This is a genomic window from Mucilaginibacter sp. P19, from assembly GCF_050632265.1.
Taxonomy (GTDB): Bacteria; Bacteroidota; Bacteroidia; order Sphingobacteriales; family Sphingobacteriaceae; genus Mucilaginibacter; species Mucilaginibacter gossypii.
This window is the reverse complement of sequence record NZ_CP192586.1, coordinates 4,817,857-4,832,865: the sequence shown is the minus strand read 5'-3', so window position 1 is coordinate 4,832,865 and position 15,009 is coordinate 4,817,857. Positions and strand designations below refer to the sequence as shown.

Genomic DNA, 15,009 nt, shown 5'->3' with positions numbered 1-15,009 from the left:
ATGCCAATAGATTCATTGAACGTAAATACCAAAGCTAAAATTCAAAACACCTACGATGCTATTGTAATAGGCTCGGGGATTAGCGGTGGATGGGCTGCAAAGGAATTAACCGAAAAAGGTCTGAAAGTATTAATGCTTGAACGCGGTCGTAATTATGAGCATATAAAGGATTATGTTACCGCTACAAAAGATCCATGGGAATTTGAACACCGGGGCAATGCTACCTTACAGCAGAAAACAGATAACCCTGTTATATCCCGGGATTGGGCCATGTATGGGACCGCGGCCCAGGAACCCCTGATGAAATCATGGGTAAATGAAAAGGATTGTCCTTATGTAGAAGTTAAACCGTTTACGTGGTGGCGTTCGTATCAGTTAGGCGGAAGGTCTACTTTATGGGGGCGGCAAAGCTACCGGTGGAGCGATTTTGATTTTGAAGCCAATGCAAAAGATGGTATTGCTGTTGATTGGCCTATTCGTTATAAAGAACTGGCGCCATGGTATGACTATGTAGAAAAATTTGCCGGAATAAGTGGATCGACGGAGGGCTTGCCCCATTTACCCGATGGGCACTACTTGCCGCCTATGCAACTAAATTGTGTGGAAAAAGATGTGGCATCAAGAATAAAAGCTTTTTACAAGGGGCAGCGCCACATGTTTATAGGCCGCGTGGCCAATCTTACCGCGCCTATCCAGGCAAGGACGCAGTGTCAGTTTAGAAACCGGTGCTGGGAGGGCTGCCCATTTGGCGGTTATTTCAGTACACAATCTTCAACGCTGCCCGCAGCAATGGCAACGGGTAACCTTACCGTCAGGCCATGGTCAATCGTAACCAAAATTTTGTACGATAAAGACACCAGCAAAGCGACGGGTGTTGAGGTGCTGGATGGCGAAACGAATAAAACCTATGAATTTTATTCAAAAATTGTATTCCTGAATGCTTCTGCACTGAACAGTGCATGGGTTTTGATGAATACCGCAACAGATGTATGGCAAGGCGGATTGGGCAGTAGCAGCGGCGAATTAGGACATAATATTATGGATCATCATTATATGCTCGGTGCACAAGGAACAATAGAAGGCTTCGAAGACAAATACTATTTTGGCCGCAGAGCGAATGGTTTTTATATTCCCCGTTTTGTTAACTTGTTTGGTGATAAAAGGGACTTTCTGCGCGGCTATGGTTACCAGGGAAGCGCCAGCAGGGACGGCTGGAGCCGGGATGTTGCGGAAATGAATATAGGTGCTGATTTTAAAGATGCGCTTACAGAACCTGGTGCATGGCATATCGGAGCAACCGGTTTTGGTGAAATTTTGCCCTATCACGATAATAAAATAACGCTTAATAAAGATGTGAAAGATAAGTGGGGGTTGCCTGTACTTTCAATGGATGCGGGTTTGAAAGAGAATGAGCTAAGTATGCGTAAGGATATTATTAAAGAATTGGTGGCCATGTATGAAGCGGCCGGGGTAAAGAATATCACAACCTGGGATAAAAATTATGCAATTGGTCAGGGCATTCACGAGATGGGGAGTGCACGTATGGGTAAAGATCCAAAAACATCGGTACTCAACGCGCACAACCAGGTTTGGGACGCGCAAAATGTGTTTGTAACTGATGGGGCCTGCATGACTTCAAGCGCGTGTCAAAACCCATCGCTCACTTATATGGCGCTGACCGCACGCGCGGCTCACTATGCTGTGGATGAGTTAAAAAAAGGCAATTTATAAGCGATATATTTAAGCTTTAATTTTAATAATTAATCAGACGAGAATATAATTAATACAATACAGCAATATTGGTAAGCATCTGTTTTATCGCAAAACGCAGCAAATTTCAAAGCCCGAAGATACCGGGATAATAGTTCCGACTCATTATCATGGGCAGTAGATTTAAATGTCGCTATCATTTTTAGATATTATCAAATAAAAAGCACCTTTTCATATAGTAGCTATGCTGCGTCACAATTAATAAATTTTTATGAATCGTTTTTTACTTTGGCTTTCAGGGATTATCATTTTGCTTAGTTCCTGCCAAAAAGCTGATTATCAAAGGATAACTGATAATCCGGAATTGTACCGTATTACGGAAAAAAAGTTAAATGACATTATACTTGAAAATAATTTTCCGCCGGTCATTGCTTCCCGTAACTATGCGTATGCTAACATTGCCGCATACGAGGTAATATCCGCCCAAGACCCTAAAAAATTCCGGTCGTTGGCAGGTCAAATCAGGCATTTAACCGCTACACCAAAACCTGCTCCGGGTGTTGAAATTGATTACCCGTTTGCATCCTTGCTTGCCTTTTGCTATGTAGGGAATGCGGTTACATTTCCTGAGGGGAGTATGGACGAATATGTCGATGCATTAAAAAAGGAAGCAAAAGATGGCGGAATGCCGTCTGATGTATTTGAGCATTCGGTGAACTATTCAGATGTAGTTGCAAAGCACATTATGAAATGGAGCAAAACGGATCATTATGCACAAACTCGATCCGCTAACAAATACACGGTTACAAAAAAGAAGGGCGTTGGGTACCTACACCACCTATGTATTCACAAGCATTGGAACCGCATTGGGGAGAGATTAGGCCTTTAATACTCGATTCAGCTTCGCAGGTGGCGCCACCACCACCTCCTTTATTTGATATGAAGGACATAAATAGCCAGTTTTATAAGGACGTATTAGATGTAAAGTCTGTTGGTACAAATCTTACCAAAGAGCAAAAACACATCGCTGATTTTTGGGATGATAATGCCTTTAAGTTAAACGTTGTGGGACATGCCACCTTCGGAACTAAGAAGTTCTCACCAGGCGGGCATTGGATGAATATCGCGGGGATAGCCTCAGAAACGTGCAAGGCAGATTTTAGCAGCACAGTTTGTGCATATGCTGAAACATCGATTGCTTTATTCGATGCATTTATCAACTGCTGGTATTTTAAGTATAAATATAATTTAGTTCGCCCCGAGACTGTAATAACCAAATATTTGGACCCTGACTGGAAAACATATATTCAAACGCCCTCATTCCCCGAATATGTAAGCGGCCATGCTGTAATCTCGGCCGCCGCAGCCGAGATTTTGACCAACCAATTCGGAGATAATTTTGCATATCGGGATACATCAGAGACTGAGTTTGGAATAGCACCCCGTAGCTTTAGATCTTTTAGGGAAGCAGCAATGGAAGCGGGCATATCGCGCGTTTATGGCGGTATACATTTTAAAAATTCCTGCATAGTTGGAACAGAAGAGGGTAAGCAAGTTGGGCAACTGGTATTAAACAGGTTACTTATGAAGATTAAATTGCATGAGAAATGAGTTTATATCTTAAGATCGATTCAATCTTCGCTTGTTGCCTTTAATATACATTAATGTTATACTGAATTATGCTCAGCCATTGCATTAAAAAGGATAATCACCAAGAGTGGCGTGAAAATCTCCTACATAACATATGAATGTAATATAAACAGCATTTATCGGGTAGCCCGCCTGGTTGGGAAATGTTCGGAGACGGGAATACCGGCCTGCAGCACGTTACTGACATTTTTTAATACGGCCTCGTCAAACCCACTTTTGTCAACCATTTCCACAATTTTGAAACTATAGAATTGCTTTTTTAATACATCACATTCAACAGATAGTGCCAGCGCCAGCAGTTGTAGCTTCCCCGGAGGAAAGTCCTTTTTATCTGATTCTATTCTGCTTAAGTCGCTCCGGTTCATTCCAAGTTCTGCGGATAAATATTCTTGTGAAAACTTTAATGTTGTCCTGTACTTTTTGATCAATCCACCAAAACTCAAAGCGGCAGGTGGGAGGCTCTCTTTCCCGGAAGCGACGGTGTTAGGGTTTAGTGGCTCAATAGGTGCGTAGCTGCCGATGATTTTGAAAAGATCCGCCAACTGCCTGGCAGGGCGGTTTATATCGGATGTTTTAAGCTCATATCTGATCTTTCTATTCTCGCGTCTGATGGTTACAAAGCCTGCTTTTTTAAGATCAGTGATATGCTTCGTTAATTGGCCTGGGTTAAAAGGAAGAGAAAGTAATGCCTCGTGAGACAGTATGTTGTTATTAGCGATAAGCGTTTTGAAGATACATACCCTGATTGGGAGCGCCAGCAACCTGGCAAAGTTGCAAAGTTCCAGATCTGCTTTATTGATATCCATATTTGAACCGGGCATAGATACGATATTATAGAATATAAATTAATGTTGTTCCGGTTCAGCTTCGTGGGAATCCGGTATGCCCAGTTCTTCTACGAGGCGACCATAATGTCTGGCGAATCTGCTCCACATATTTTCATTTAATGTATACAAAGATCTTTTTCCATCGATGCTAACCGAGATCAATTCGGTTTTGATCAACTCCTTCAAATGGTGGGATACTGTAGATTGTGCGAACGGTAGAAATTCAACGAGCTCGCCTGTGGTAATCCCAGGTTTCCTTGCAATGATACGGATAATAGAGATCCTACCGGGGTGCGACAGTGCTATGGATACATCTGAGATGAACTGGTCGGGATAACTGAACTCTTCTGTTTTCTTTTGTGCCATCGCTGTTTACAATTATTTGATCGTGCTAAAATAGAGTTTGTTTTTTGAATGTTGGAAGCTTCTTGATCTATTTAAGATTGTCTATAATATCGATTATTCAATATATTCTTTTTGATAATATGAAGTTAACATTGGCTTAATTTATCGCCGATAATTTTGAGCGTCATTTAAGATTATGCAAAAGTTTACTCGGCTCTTTTCTTTCATTCTTTTAAGTTTTTTAATAAGCTCCAATTCATTTGCACAGTCAGTGGGTAAAATTGCCGGTAGGGTAATCGACCAAAAGACTGGTGAAACACTCATAGGCGCGACAGTTGGCTTACAGGGCGGCAGCAAGGGCGCTGCCACCAATGTGGAAGGCCGGTATATATTGAGTGGACTTCAGCCGGGCAAATACAGTATCGTTGTTAAATACATCGGTTACCAGAGCAAATCGGTTTCTGATGTGGAAGTTCAGGCAGGTGCAGTAACCTCGCTGGATGTCGCTTTGACCCAATCTTCAACGCAAGCTCTTAATGAAGTTGTTGTGAAAGCTACTTACCGCCAGGCTTCAGTAAACGCCCTTTACGCAAGGCAGAAGAATAGTATACAATTAAGTGATGGTATATCTGCCGATATGATCCGTAAATCCCCTGACCGGAATACTGGTGACGTTTTGAAACGCGTCAGCGGAACAAGCGTGCAGGAGGGTAAATTCGTTGTTATCCGTGGTTTATCCGAAAGGTATAATAACAATATGATGAACGGGACAACGCTGCCAAGTTCCGAACCGGATAAAAAAGCTTTTGCTTTTGACATCATTCCTTCAAGTCTTGTCGATAATATTATCGTGTACAAAACGGCGACGCCAGATCTGCCCGGTGATTTTGCGGGTGGTACAATCAATACTATTACCAAAGATATTCCCGACAGCAGGTTCCTGGAAGTGGCGATAAGCGTTGGCTATAATTCCAAAACTACCCTTAAGAATAATTTTATTGATGCGAGGCCTAACGGGAAATATGATTTTCTTGGATTCGATGACGGTTCAAGAAAGCTGCCTGCGGCTTATTCTAATGTGAAAAAAGACTATACATCCGGGACAACAAGTGCCGAAAAAACCGCTATAGCGCAGCAATTTCCCAATACTTTTTATTACAAAGAAGGGCAAATGAGCCTTCCCAATATTGGTTTTCAATTTTCCACGGGCAATTCCAAAATCAATACAAATGGCAATCGCCTGGGTTATAACTTCAGTCTGAACTACAGCAATGGGCACCGTGCATCATTTGGTGACAGAATTGGTTATACCGGGTTCAATGACGCATCGAAAGAGCTTCCCTGTACAGCTTTGACCGTAATACTTATACCAACTATAAAAGCCTTGGCGGTTTGCTGAATTTCGCTTATACATTCGGAAAAAACAAAATTGCCTGGAGAAACCTTTACAATAACGACTTTTCTGTTGACTTCGAGCAAACCAACAATGCCCTGAATTTTGAGGCCGGTCAAACAGACCCGCTGCGCTACAAAGGCTACTCTGTGGAGACAACTCAAAACGGCATTTATACTTCCGCATTGGAAGGGCAGCACACGCTGGGAAAAAGAATATTATTTTTGACTGGAATGCTTCCTACGGTTTATCATACCGGAACCAGCCCGACCAAAGGATCGTAACCATCTATACACCTTTGAACCAGCCCGAATATATCTCATTATCCAGCGAAAACAGCCCCAAACCTAATGACCTTGGCCGTGTGTATTCAAAATTAAATGAAAATATTTACGGCGCGAAAGCAAACCTGGCAGTTCCGTTCAAGTGGCTTGATGAGTCGCAGAAATTGAAATTTGGTGGGCTTATTTCTCATCGTGACCGTGATTTCAGCATTGACGCGCTGGGATACACTGACGCCATAGGCTTCGGAAACAAAGCAATCCCGCTCACCGGCGGTTATACGATCTTTAATGTGTTCAGTCCTCAAAGTATTGCTCAAAACGGGATCGATCTGTCGCGCCTGGACCTTAGCTCCACCGATTACAAAGGAAAAGCCGATCAGGACGCGGGTTATGTGATGCTGGACAATAAGCTGAACAAAAAAATCCGTTTGGTTTGGGGGGCACGTGTTGAACGGTATGCGCAGTCGCTTAAACCGCTGGGCCAGACCGAACAGAAATATAATAATACCGATGTTCTGCCTTCGGGTAACCTGACCTATAGTTTATCGGAGAAGGTGAATTTACGTGCGGCATACTTCAGGTCGGTAAACCGCCCGGAGTTCAGAGAGCTTGCCAGTTTTCGCTATTTTGACTACCAGACTAACTTTATCGTCAGCGGTAACCCGGACCTGCAGCGAAGTATAATTGATAACGCAGACCTTCGCTTTGAATATTATCCGTCAGGAGGGGAGATCATCTCGGTTTCGGCTTTTTACAAGAAATTTAAGAATCCGATCGAGCAGATTAATCAGGGTAACGATATTTTGACTTATCAGAATGCGCTCAATGCCAAGGATTTCGGTTTTGAAGCCGAGATGAGGAAGAAACTGAATTTTATTGCTGAAGGAAGTTTCTTGAATGATGTAACATTTTATGTGAATGCTTCCTATATCAATGCCAAGGTAAAGCTGGCTGATGGCCGTAACGCGTCTACCCCCTTCAGGGACAGTCACCCTACCTGATTAACTCGGGCCTGTATTATACGCCAGAAGGTAGTGATTTTTCTTTCAACGTGCTTTATAACAGGATAGGGGAGCGTTTACGTTTCAGGGCCGTTACCGGTGGTGTGGATATCTATGAGAAGCCGCGGAATGTGATCGATATGCAGCTAAGTAAGGCTTTATTTAAAAAGCGTGCCGAGCTTAAACTGACCGTATCCGACCTGCTTGCGCAGCCTTTTGCATTGTATAATAATTACGGAAGCTCGGGGAGTACCGCATATAATGCTAAAGAGGATAAAATAATCCAAAGCCGTTATTCGGGTTTTGGAACAACCCTTTCGTTCAAATATAATTTCAGTTTCAAAAAATAATCACGCTATACAGTAAAAGGCATTGCAATTTATTATCAATTATTATTAACAATTATTATGAAAAAAACGTTGTATTTACTTGGCTCATTAGCCATGATAGGATTAGCTTCCTGCTCAAAAAACAATGACCCGGGTACAAATCCGCCGGTTAATCCTCCTGCTGTTACCAAAATGGATGTTAGGGGAAAGATTACTAAAGACACGCACTGGACCGCCGATATTACTTACAGGCTTCGCGGTTACGTTTATGTGGATAATAATGCAACTTTAACCATCGATCCGGGAACCAAAATTGTGAGCAATAAAGACTCAGCAGGTGTGCTCATTATTTATAAAGGAAGTAAGATCAATGCCGCCGGAACTGCTGATAAGCCAATTGTTTTCACCTCGGCGGAGGCTGATCCGAAACCAGGTAATCTCGGTGGCCTTGTGATCGTTGGGTCGGCTACCGGTAATGGCAACCACGCAGTACTTGAAGGTGGCGTAGATACCGAGCACCAGCCATTCGGCGGCACAAACGACGCTGATAATTCAGGTGTTTTACAATATGTACGTATTGAATATGCCGGTAAAGCGGTTAATCCAGGTGATGAAGTAAACGGCTTAAGTATGTACACTGTTGGCAGCGGTACCAAAGTAGATCACATTGAAGTGCTTCGCGGCCTTGACGATGCTTACGAGTTTTTCGGCGGTTCATTTAATGCTAAATACCTGGTTGCCTATAACAATGCCGATGATGACTTTGATTTTGATGATGGATACCATGGTAAGATCCAATACGCGATCTCTGTTAAAGATCCGGCATTTACTGATAATAAAGGTACCAGCGGTGATATCTCCAACAATTTTGAAGTGGATAACACAACAGATGCTAAAGGTTATTTATTAACTCCTAACACATTCCCTTTGTTGTCAAACTTTACGGCTATAGGGCCTAATAACGCCACAGGAGTATCTGCGGATTACGGCTATGGTATGCGCTGGAGAAGAGGTGCAAAATTTATTTTGGCTAATGCCATCGTAATGGGAGGTCAAAAAGCGGGCTTAGACCTGGATAATGACCCAACCGCTCAGTATTATATCGCCGGAACAAGCGGTTTAAAAAACAGCTTGCTGCAGGCGGTAACATCACCTTATAAAGTTGACAAATTGGCTACAGCTGGTTTACTGGACGCAGCAGGTTTAAAAACATTAGTTGAAGGCCGTGATGGCACAAAATCATTCACTGCTGCAGCAGATATTATGTTGACCGATCCGTTTAACAACGCTGCTCCAAACTTATTGCCTAAAGCAGGTTCACCGGCAATTGTTGCGGGCAAGTTTGATGGCTCCTTATCCGATTCGTTCTTTGATAAAACCAACTATATAGGTGCGATCGATCCAGCTAATGACTGGTCAAAAGCTTCCTGGATAGTTTACGGAAAATAATCCGCAGCGTACTAACAAAAAAGACCTTTTCAGTAATGGAAAGGTCTTTTTTTATTATATGAGATAGTCAGCTTTGATTGGATCGCTAAGTTAACAGTAGTTAAAAATGTCCCGCTTCATTGGCGGAATTTTAGTGTTAATATCCAATTTCAACTGTTGCCTGGTAAATATCCCGGTTAGCAATGTTATTGATGATAAAGTGCGCAACATCAGCCCTTGATATTTTCAGGCAGTTTTTAAGAAATGCATTAATAGCTATGCGATATGTGCCGGTAACAGCCTGATTTGTAAGCTGCGGTGGTCTAATGATAGTCCAGCTAATGTTACTGCTTTTTATCACCACCTCCATTTTGAGCAAATCGGTATACATATGTTTCAGCAGTTTTTGAACTACATATTTTTCAACAAGCCTGATATAAAATGGGAGTACGGGGCTTATTTCAATTGCACTGGCCGAGATCAGGAACATGCGTTTTATGCCTTTTTGTTCCATCGCTTTTAAAATATTGGCATTGCCTTGCGAATACAAAGCCGTGGGTTTATCTGATCCGACGCCACCGGCTACGCCTATTGCCGAAATTACAGCATCCTGGTTTTCAAAATTATTTTCAAATGCGCCGGGTTGCATAACATCACCGCTTACTTTTTTAGATTGGGGTGCTCGATTGCTAATTTGGCCGGGTTTCGTAATATTGCGGTAACCAGGTGCCCGGCCTGAAGGGCCTGTTCAACGCACTGCCTGCCAATGCCGCCGTTTGCGCCTACAATTACTAACTTATAAATAGGGATGTTTTGTTGCATTTCCATTTTTTGCGATTAACTAAATTTGAAAATGCTTAAAAAAACTATGCTGAAAAACAATATCAGCTGTACTGTAAAAAAGATATTAAGGTTCACCTTAATTTGGTCAACCCGTTCTGCTAAGTAAGCTTTGTCGTTATTCATAATCATTCGTAACTCTTCGCCTTGCTTCCTTCCAAAAATATCCCGTTTAGCATTAGAACCAAAACAATTCCTATTTTTATTCTAAACCATAGCTGTTCGCCAAATACGCCATGGGTTAAGGCCATCATGCCAATGCCTGTTATAACCAGCAGGGCGGCACCTATTCCAATCAGTGTTGATGACTTAGATGTACCTGCCAGTATACCTTTTGATTTTTCTGTATTATCATCAAAATGCTTCCAAAAGGTTTTAAATACTGTAAAATCAACAATGGTGGTGCCCGCCATTATCGTTAGCCCTGTTAAGTGTAGTATTAATAGTGCTGGTAAAAAGAGTGAGGTATTCATTTGTTATGATTGATTAAATTTATAAAATATACCATATGGTAGTAAAATAATACAATATTATACCAAAAGAAAGTAAATAGCAAATATTGGAGACGTTTTTTTTAGATTTGATACCAAAAGGAAATAACACGTGAATAAAACAGTTGAATTGGTTAAGCTTTGGGGCGATTATGAGGAGAAAAATCCCGGTTGTAATTTGGATGATTTCTTCCGGCATCAGCTAATGGCCAAGGCAGCAGATGAGAAGAAAGCAACGCCCGACTGGCAGTTAAGGCCGGGAATTAACGGCAAGCTCATGATTTTGATAAGACGGATAGGGAAGTACCATATGGTATATTCAAACAAAGCGCTTGAAGGTACAGGGCTTGATCAGATAGAGGAGTTCGGTATATTGGCTACTATTTTTAACCAGGTTAACCCAATAAAATCTGAGGCTATTTATAATAATATAATCGAACTATCAAGTGGTACCAATATGCTTAACAGGCTAAAAAAACGCGAACTGATAACCGAGTATGAAGATATTGATGATAAACGTATTAAGCGTTTAAAATTAACAGCCCTTGGAGAGGAAACTCTTGGAAAAGCCAAAGTACGTGTAGTTGAAGTTGCGCGAATGATGACCAGCGCATTGAGCGAGGAAGATAAACAGCTTTGTTTTCAACTGCTTAACCCCGTTAGCGAAAAGTTTGACGGAACCTTCCAAAAATTTAAAAGCAAAAGTTTTGATGAAATTTTTGAAGCTATGATAAAGTAGTTTATTGGCTTTTTTAACGGAAAGAAAAGTTTTGTGACCGTAATGCGGCAAGTGTTAATATTTGTTAAAAGCGTAAAGGTTAATAATTTATGCGTATATTTAGTTAACCTGCTCACCTGTTAACTGAACCCGTCATGAAAACATTGAAACTTACCTCAACAGTAATATTGATGCTCTTGTCAATAAATCTGTTTGCCCAGCGTGTTAAAGGTATCGTTATTGATAAAACTACCTATTTGCCGGTGGCAAATGCTTTTATCAATACACCGGCATCAAAAAGCATAAGTAATGTCGAAGGGAAATTTTTGTTAGCCAACGTAAAGCCCGGTGACACTTTAAGGATCACCAGCATAGGTTACAAGCCTTTTAAGCTTATAGTCAGTTTTTTAAAATTTGATACCTTAAGATGTTACATTGAGCCCGCGGCAACTGTTTTAAGTGAGGTAAAAATCAGGGCCAGGCGTAATGCCAGGGCCGATTCATTACGTAACAGGAGGGAGTTTGCCTCTGTTTTTGCCTATCGTGGCTCAACCATAAAAGATGCGTTTATAGCACGTCCGGCTGATCTTGATTTTGGTAAGCCCAGCAATCACATAAATGCGGATAAAAGTACAGCAACTATCTTGAGCATCAACTTGCTGTCGGTGATCGATATGTTGAATAAGAACAAAGCTCCGCAATCAAAGTTGCAAAAGATTTTGCTGAAGGATGAAGAAGATGAATATGTGGACCGGTTTTTTCGCCGGAAAAGGTGAGTTCAATAACTAATCTTAAAGGCGATTCGCTGCAAAATTTTATGAACCAATATCACCCCGAAATTAAAAAAGTGAAAAAGATGAACGATTATGATATGATCAGTTATATTAAAAAAAGCTACGCTGAGTATCTCAAATCGGGTAGCAGGCAAACGGCCCTGCTTTTTGCAAAGTGAAATGGTCTTGTATTATTAAGCGATACTGTGTTTTGAACAATAGAACGTGTATTGTTACTGACCGGTTTCGTTACCTTTCAATTACCAGGTATTTTTTGTTGCAGCTATAGCAAAAATACCTTTTAACCGGCAGCCAAAATGTCAATAGCTTTAACAATGCCGGCCTGTGAATCCTTTGGCCGGTATTAGTTTGGCACTGTGGACAAAATGTATAGCTGTGCCTTTTTTTGAAGGTTCATTTTCAGTATCTACAATATGCATAACATGAATACAATTAAACCCATTGTATCCTCATAAGCAGGCTTTTATTGGTTAAATACCCAAAACTGAAACTATTACTTTATGGAATAGTTTTTATGAGGCTTTGCTTTTATATTGTGTGCCTGTAAGCACAGGCGATTTTTGGTTAAACCTGTTCCATTCGTCAATATTTACCATACCGGGAGCAGTTGCATAATGTTTTTTATTTGTTGGGCAGGTAACTATAAAACCTTTACGGGTTTGATCAATTACGGGACGTGCACCACATTCTTTGCAAGGCTCACAATGGATATTGGGTTGAATTTGAATAGATTCGGACATTACGTTTTTTTAAAGGTTAAATGAACCCTTGCTGCTGAGCAAGAGAATTTTTTTCATTATGAATTAGGGTTGGGCTGTGTTGCTACAAAGATGCAAATAATATTTTTATTAAAAAAATGCAATTTGTGAAGCAGATTTTACAATTATGTAACATGTTTATTAGCAAAAGTGTAAGTTGAGTTGTTTTGTGTGCATAATTGTGCAATCGTTAGTTTACAACACGCAATTTCAAGTTGTGAGGTTTTTGTTTATTAACAACTTTTTTACACTTTGAGATATTGAATTCCTCCTCATGAAAAAAATCATAAGCCCACTGTTGTCGTTATTATTTTGTATTCATTTTGTATCTGCACAACCGTCATCTTCTTCGATAAAGCAATGGCAAGATCAAAAGTTTTCCATGTTTATCCATTTCGGTGGCATTTATTCAGTTTGGGGTGGTGTTTGGGATGGGAAGCCGGTTACCCGCGGCTTAAGTGAGCAAATTCAGGCCCATGCTGGTATTTACAGTGATACTTACGCCAACCTGGCCAAAAACTTTAACCCGGTAAATTGGAATGCTGATAGTATTGCCCTGCTGGCTAAAGCGGCTGGAATGCGCTCTGTTGTACTAACTTCAAAACATCACGATGGGTTTTGCATGTTTAAAACTGCAACTACCGATTTTAATGTGGTTGATGCTACTCCATTTAACCGTGATGTGGTAAAGGAAATGGCCGAAGCCTGTAAAAGGCAGGGTTTAAGGTTCGGTTTGTATTTTTCGCTGATAGACTGGCATTATCCGCAGGCGTCACCCATATCAAGTCATAATTCTGATTATATAACACCCGAGCATCATGAATATAACAAGAAGCAGGTAACCGAGTTACTATCAAACTATGGCACTATATCCGAACTTTGGTTTGATATGGGGTCGCAAAGCCCTGAACAAAGTAAAGAACTTTATCAATTGGTGCACCGCTTGCAGCCTGATTGTATGGTAAGCAGCCGTTTGGGTAATGATCAGGGCGATTTTGCCGTAATGGGTGATAATCAGTATCCCGATTATTCCATTGGAGTGCCCTGGCAGTCGCCTGCTTCATTTTTTGACGAGAACCTGGGGCTACCGATCATGGCAAAAACGCGGAAGCGAGGATGAAAAGTATAAAGAGAAATTGGAAAGCCTGATCCGCGTGATTAGCAGGGGAGGTAATTACCTGCTTAATATCGGTCCCAAAGGCGATGGCTCAGTAGTTGGTTTTGAAAAGGATGTTTTATTGAAGATAGGCACCTGGCTCTATAAAAATGGCGAAGCTGTTTATGGCACAACTGCCGATCCATTTTTTACCCCCTTTAAATGGGGTAATATAACTGCTAAACCCAATAAGCTTTATCTTTTTGTAACCTCGGTACCCGCTGATGGCCTGATCTCTTTACCCGGCCTGGAAGGCAGGATCAGTAATGTTTCTGTTTTGGGCGAACAACAATCGCTTAGCTTTAAACAGGCAATTGATGCCGCTGTGATAACCTTACCCGCAGGTTTTGACAGTGAAAACCAAATAAAAGTTATAGCGGTTGGCATTGCCGAAGGTTACAAAGTGCAACCTGTTCATATCCTGAGCAGCATTTATGACCACATGAAACTGGATGAGCACAACGCTTATAATTATTATAGTTCATCGGGCATTGATTATAACAGCAATTATCAAAGTACGGTAAAGCAAAGCTGGACAATTAAGCCTAAACACAAAGGTAAATACCAGCCTGCTATACAATATACCGACGAAGAAAAAGGCAGTATTGTTGACCTAACTGTAAACAATGTAACCACCACGCTCGAGCTCGACAGCGATAGGAAGATGAAGTATAAACCTGATACGGCTAAAATAAAATGGGGTCCATTATATATAACCGGCCCATACTCCGCAGGCTTAGGAGGTTTAAATGGCCGCGCGGATAAAATCGATATCTCAAAACCTTTTACCAAAGACACCGATAAACCATGGCGGTCTATAGACGATTATAAAAACGGGCAGCTGATTGATTTGCCCGCAGGCATGGATAATGCTTACTACATTTTGCAAAACATCAACGCAGGCAAGGATTTAATTTACGCGCAGGTTAAGATTACCAGCGGCGATGGCATAATTGTTTTGCTTAATGGGAGGCAACTGCTCATCAATAATAATCCGGGTAAGGCTGCCTCTGTAAGTCATGTCATCGGTTTGGATTTGATACCCGGCAATAACCAGTTACTAATAAAAGTGTTCAACAACTTTAAAAAGAACATCCCTTTTGCGCTCACACATAGTATTCCACAAAATATCTATATTAAAGATCTCGAACCTTTAACGCTTGAAGCAAATGAACTTTACCCGGTGAGTTTAAAGTTACATGATCCCGCATCGCCGAATCAAACTTTAAAGTTGCCTAATCTTGAAATTGTGTTTACGAAAAAGTAAGAAAATAAAAGCCGCCTT

19 protein-coding genes are annotated in these 15,009 nt (G+C 41.2%); 13 read left to right on the top strand and 6 right to left on the bottom strand.

The window, feature by feature from the left end:
- The 3 genes from ACQ86K_RS23420 to ACQ86K_RS23410 all read left to right on the top strand — a co-directional run bounded on the left by ACQ86K_RS23420 (position 1) and on the right by ACQ86K_RS23410 (position 3,321).
- The gene (locus ACQ86K_RS23420) at positions 1 to 1,731 is read left to right on the top strand and encodes a GMC oxidoreductase (protein WP_091170306.1); all 1,731 of its coding nucleotides are present in this window, start codon (positions 1 to 3) and stop codon (positions 1,729 to 1,731) included.
- 250 nt (positions 1,732 to 1,981) lie between these two features.
- Positions 1,982 to 2,599 carry a hypothetical protein gene (locus ACQ86K_RS23415; RefSeq protein WP_431198903.1) on the top strand — a complete coding sequence of 206 codons (618 nt, stop codon included), beginning with the start codon at positions 1,982 to 1,984 and terminating at the stop codon, positions 2,597 to 2,599.
- Positions 2,551 to 3,321, top strand: coding sequence for a vanadium-dependent haloperoxidase (locus ACQ86K_RS23410; RefSeq protein WP_431198902.1), 771 nt, complete (start codon positions 2,551 to 2,553; stop codon positions 3,319 to 3,321). The genes ACQ86K_RS23415 and ACQ86K_RS23410 overlap by 49 nt, the downstream gene beginning before the upstream one ends.
- Before the next feature lie 155 nt (positions 3,322 to 3,476).
- Here ACQ86K_RS23410 and ACQ86K_RS23405 read toward each other — a convergent pair whose 3' ends face one another.
- Both ACQ86K_RS23405 and ACQ86K_RS23400 read right to left on the bottom strand, forming a co-directional pair.
- The gene (locus ACQ86K_RS23405) at positions 3,477 to 4,181 is read right to left on the bottom strand and encodes a helix-turn-helix domain-containing protein (RefSeq protein ID WP_091170298.1); all 705 of its coding nucleotides are present in this window, start codon (positions 4,179 to 4,181) and stop codon (positions 3,477 to 3,479) included.
- A 24-nt stretch (positions 4,182 to 4,205) separates the two neighbouring features.
- Complete coding sequence (locus tag ACQ86K_RS23400) at positions 4,206 to 4,553, bottom strand: ArsR/SmtB family transcription factor (protein WP_090533366.1); 348 nt, start codon at positions 4,551 to 4,553, stop codon at positions 4,206 to 4,208.
- Positions 4,554 to 4,803: 250 nt separating this feature from the next.
- Here ACQ86K_RS23400 and ACQ86K_RS23395 point away from each other — a divergent pair, with 250 nt between their 5' ends.
- Genes ACQ86K_RS23395 through ACQ86K_RS23375 form a run of 5 tightly spaced genes read left to right on the top strand, consistent with a single transcriptional unit; the run spans position 4,804 to position 8,988 of the window.
- Positions 4,804 to 5,931 carry a carboxypeptidase-like regulatory domain-containing protein gene (locus tag ACQ86K_RS23395; protein WP_431198901.1) on the top strand — a complete coding sequence of 376 codons (1,128 nt, stop codon included), beginning with the start codon at positions 4,804 to 4,806 and terminating at the stop codon, positions 5,929 to 5,931.
- Complete coding sequence (locus ACQ86K_RS23390; protein WP_431198900.1) at positions 5,925 to 6,209, top strand: hypothetical protein; 285 nt, start codon at positions 5,925 to 5,927, stop codon at positions 6,207 to 6,209. The genes ACQ86K_RS23395 and ACQ86K_RS23390 overlap by 7 nt, the downstream gene beginning before the upstream one ends.
- A complete protein-coding gene (locus ACQ86K_RS23385; RefSeq protein ID WP_431200918.1) occupies positions 6,110 to 7,210 on the top strand; it encodes a TonB-dependent receptor plug domain-containing protein in 1,101 nt (366 codons plus the stop codon). Before ACQ86K_RS23390 ends, ACQ86K_RS23385 begins: the two co-directional genes overlap by 100 nt.
- Before the next feature lie 50 nt (positions 7,211 to 7,260).
- On the top strand, positions 7,261 to 7,560 hold the full coding sequence (locus tag ACQ86K_RS23380) for a hypothetical protein (protein WP_431198899.1): 300 nt from the start codon (positions 7,261 to 7,263) through the stop codon (positions 7,558 to 7,560).
- Positions 7,561 to 7,617: 57 nt separating this feature from the next.
- A complete protein-coding gene (locus tag ACQ86K_RS23375; protein WP_091170289.1) occupies positions 7,618 to 8,988 on the top strand; it encodes a hypothetical protein in 1,371 nt (456 codons plus the stop codon).
- Positions 8,989 to 9,124: 136 nt separating this feature from the next.
- Here the strand turns inward: ACQ86K_RS23375 and ACQ86K_RS23370 are convergent, their stop codons facing one another.
- From ACQ86K_RS23370 to ACQ86K_RS23360, 3 genes are all read right to left on the bottom strand, one after another.
- Positions 9,125 to 9,616: an NAD(P)-dependent oxidoreductase gene (locus ACQ86K_RS23370; RefSeq protein ID WP_431198898.1), complete on the bottom strand. Its 492-nt coding sequence runs from the start codon at positions 9,614 to 9,616 to the stop codon at positions 9,125 to 9,127.
- A gap of 11 nt (positions 9,617 to 9,627) precedes the next feature.
- Positions 9,628 to 9,795 (bottom strand): NAD(P)H-binding protein, encoded by a 168-nt coding sequence (locus tag ACQ86K_RS23365; protein ID WP_431198897.1) that lies wholly within the window; start codon positions 9,793 to 9,795, stop codon positions 9,628 to 9,630.
- 140 nt (positions 9,796 to 9,935) lie between these two features.
- Positions 9,936 to 10,280: a hypothetical protein gene (locus ACQ86K_RS23360; RefSeq protein ID WP_431198896.1), complete on the bottom strand. Its 345-nt coding sequence runs from the start codon at positions 10,278 to 10,280 to the stop codon at positions 9,936 to 9,938.
- A gap of 130 nt (positions 10,281 to 10,410) precedes the next feature.
- Here ACQ86K_RS23360 and ACQ86K_RS23355 point away from each other — a divergent pair, with 130 nt between their 5' ends.
- From ACQ86K_RS23355 to ACQ86K_RS23345, 3 genes are all read left to right on the top strand, one after another.
- A complete protein-coding gene (locus ACQ86K_RS23355; RefSeq protein ID WP_091170277.1) occupies positions 10,411 to 11,037 on the top strand; it encodes a MarR family winged helix-turn-helix transcriptional regulator in 627 nt (208 codons plus the stop codon).
- Positions 11,038 to 11,171: 134 nt separating this feature from the next.
- Positions 11,172 to 11,792: a hypothetical protein gene (locus tag ACQ86K_RS23350; RefSeq protein ID WP_431198895.1), complete on the top strand. Its 621-nt coding sequence runs from the start codon at positions 11,172 to 11,174 to the stop codon at positions 11,790 to 11,792.
- Positions 11,789 to 11,968, top strand: a complete 180-nt coding sequence (locus ACQ86K_RS23345) for a hypothetical protein (RefSeq protein ID WP_431198894.1) — start codon at positions 11,789 to 11,791, stop codon at positions 11,966 to 11,968. Before ACQ86K_RS23350 ends, ACQ86K_RS23345 begins: the two co-directional genes overlap by 4 nt.
- Positions 11,969 to 12,322: 354 nt before the next feature.
- On the opposite strand, the gene ACQ86K_RS23340 is transcribed toward ACQ86K_RS23345, so the two are convergent.
- Positions 12,323 to 12,550: a hypothetical protein gene (locus ACQ86K_RS23340; protein ID WP_091170268.1), complete on the bottom strand. Its 228-nt coding sequence runs from the start codon at positions 12,548 to 12,550 to the stop codon at positions 12,323 to 12,325.
- A 292-nt stretch (positions 12,551 to 12,842) separates the two neighbouring features.
- On the opposite strand from ACQ86K_RS23340, the gene ACQ86K_RS23335 reads away from it, so the two are divergent.
- Both ACQ86K_RS23335 and ACQ86K_RS23330 read left to right on the top strand, forming a co-directional pair.
- The gene (locus ACQ86K_RS23335) at positions 12,843 to 13,688 is read left to right on the top strand and encodes an alpha-L-fucosidase (protein WP_431198893.1); all 846 of its coding nucleotides are present in this window, start codon (positions 12,843 to 12,845) and stop codon (positions 13,686 to 13,688) included.
- Positions 13,636 to 14,991 carry an alpha-L-fucosidase gene (locus ACQ86K_RS23330; protein WP_431198892.1) on the top strand — a complete coding sequence of 452 codons (1,356 nt, stop codon included), beginning with the start codon at positions 13,636 to 13,638 and terminating at the stop codon, positions 14,989 to 14,991. Before ACQ86K_RS23335 ends, ACQ86K_RS23330 begins: the two co-directional genes overlap by 53 nt.
- The last annotated feature ends 18 nt before the right edge of the window (positions 14,992 to 15,009 follow it).

Excerpts from the sequence above, each read along its gene's own strand:
- ACQ86K_RS23420 (WP_091170306.1), top strand. The coding sequence starts at position 1 with ATGCCAATAGATTCATTGAACGTAAATACCAAAGCTAAAATTCAAAAC.
- ACQ86K_RS23415 (WP_431198903.1), top strand. The coding sequence starts at position 1,982 with ATGAATCGTTTTTTACTTTGGCTTTCAGGGATTATCATTTTGCTTAGT.
- ACQ86K_RS23410 (WP_431198902.1), top strand. The coding sequence starts at position 2,551 with ATGTATTCACAAGCATTGGAACCGCATTGGGGAGAGATTAGGCCTTTA.
- ACQ86K_RS23405 (WP_091170298.1), bottom strand. The coding sequence starts at position 4,181 with ATGCCCGGTTCAAATATGGATATCAATAAAGCAGATCTGGAACTTTGC.
- ACQ86K_RS23400 (WP_090533366.1), bottom strand. The coding sequence starts at position 4,553 with ATGGCACAAAAGAAAACAGAAGAGTTCAGTTATCCCGACCAGTTCATC.
- ACQ86K_RS23375 (WP_091170289.1), top strand. The coding sequence starts at position 7,618 with ATGAAAAAAACGTTGTATTTACTTGGCTCATTAGCCATGATAGGATTA.
- ACQ86K_RS23370 (WP_431198898.1), bottom strand. The coding sequence starts at position 9,616 with ATGCAACCCGGCGCATTTGAAAATAATTTTGAAAACCAGGATGCTGTA.
- ACQ86K_RS23365 (WP_431198897.1), bottom strand. The coding sequence starts at position 9,795 with ATGGAAATGCAACAAAACATCCCTATTTATAAGTTAGTAATTGTAGGC.
- ACQ86K_RS23360 (WP_431198896.1), bottom strand. The coding sequence starts at position 10,280 with ATGAATACCTCACTCTTTTTACCAGCACTATTAATACTACACTTAACA.
- ACQ86K_RS23350 (WP_431198895.1), top strand. The coding sequence starts at position 11,172 with ATGAAAACATTGAAACTTACCTCAACAGTAATATTGATGCTCTTGTCA.
- ACQ86K_RS23340 (WP_091170268.1), bottom strand. The coding sequence starts at position 12,550 with ATGTCCGAATCTATTCAAATTCAACCCAATATCCATTGTGAGCCTTGC.
- ACQ86K_RS23335 (WP_431198893.1), top strand. The coding sequence starts at position 12,843 with ATGAAAAAAATCATAAGCCCACTGTTGTCGTTATTATTTTGTATTCAT.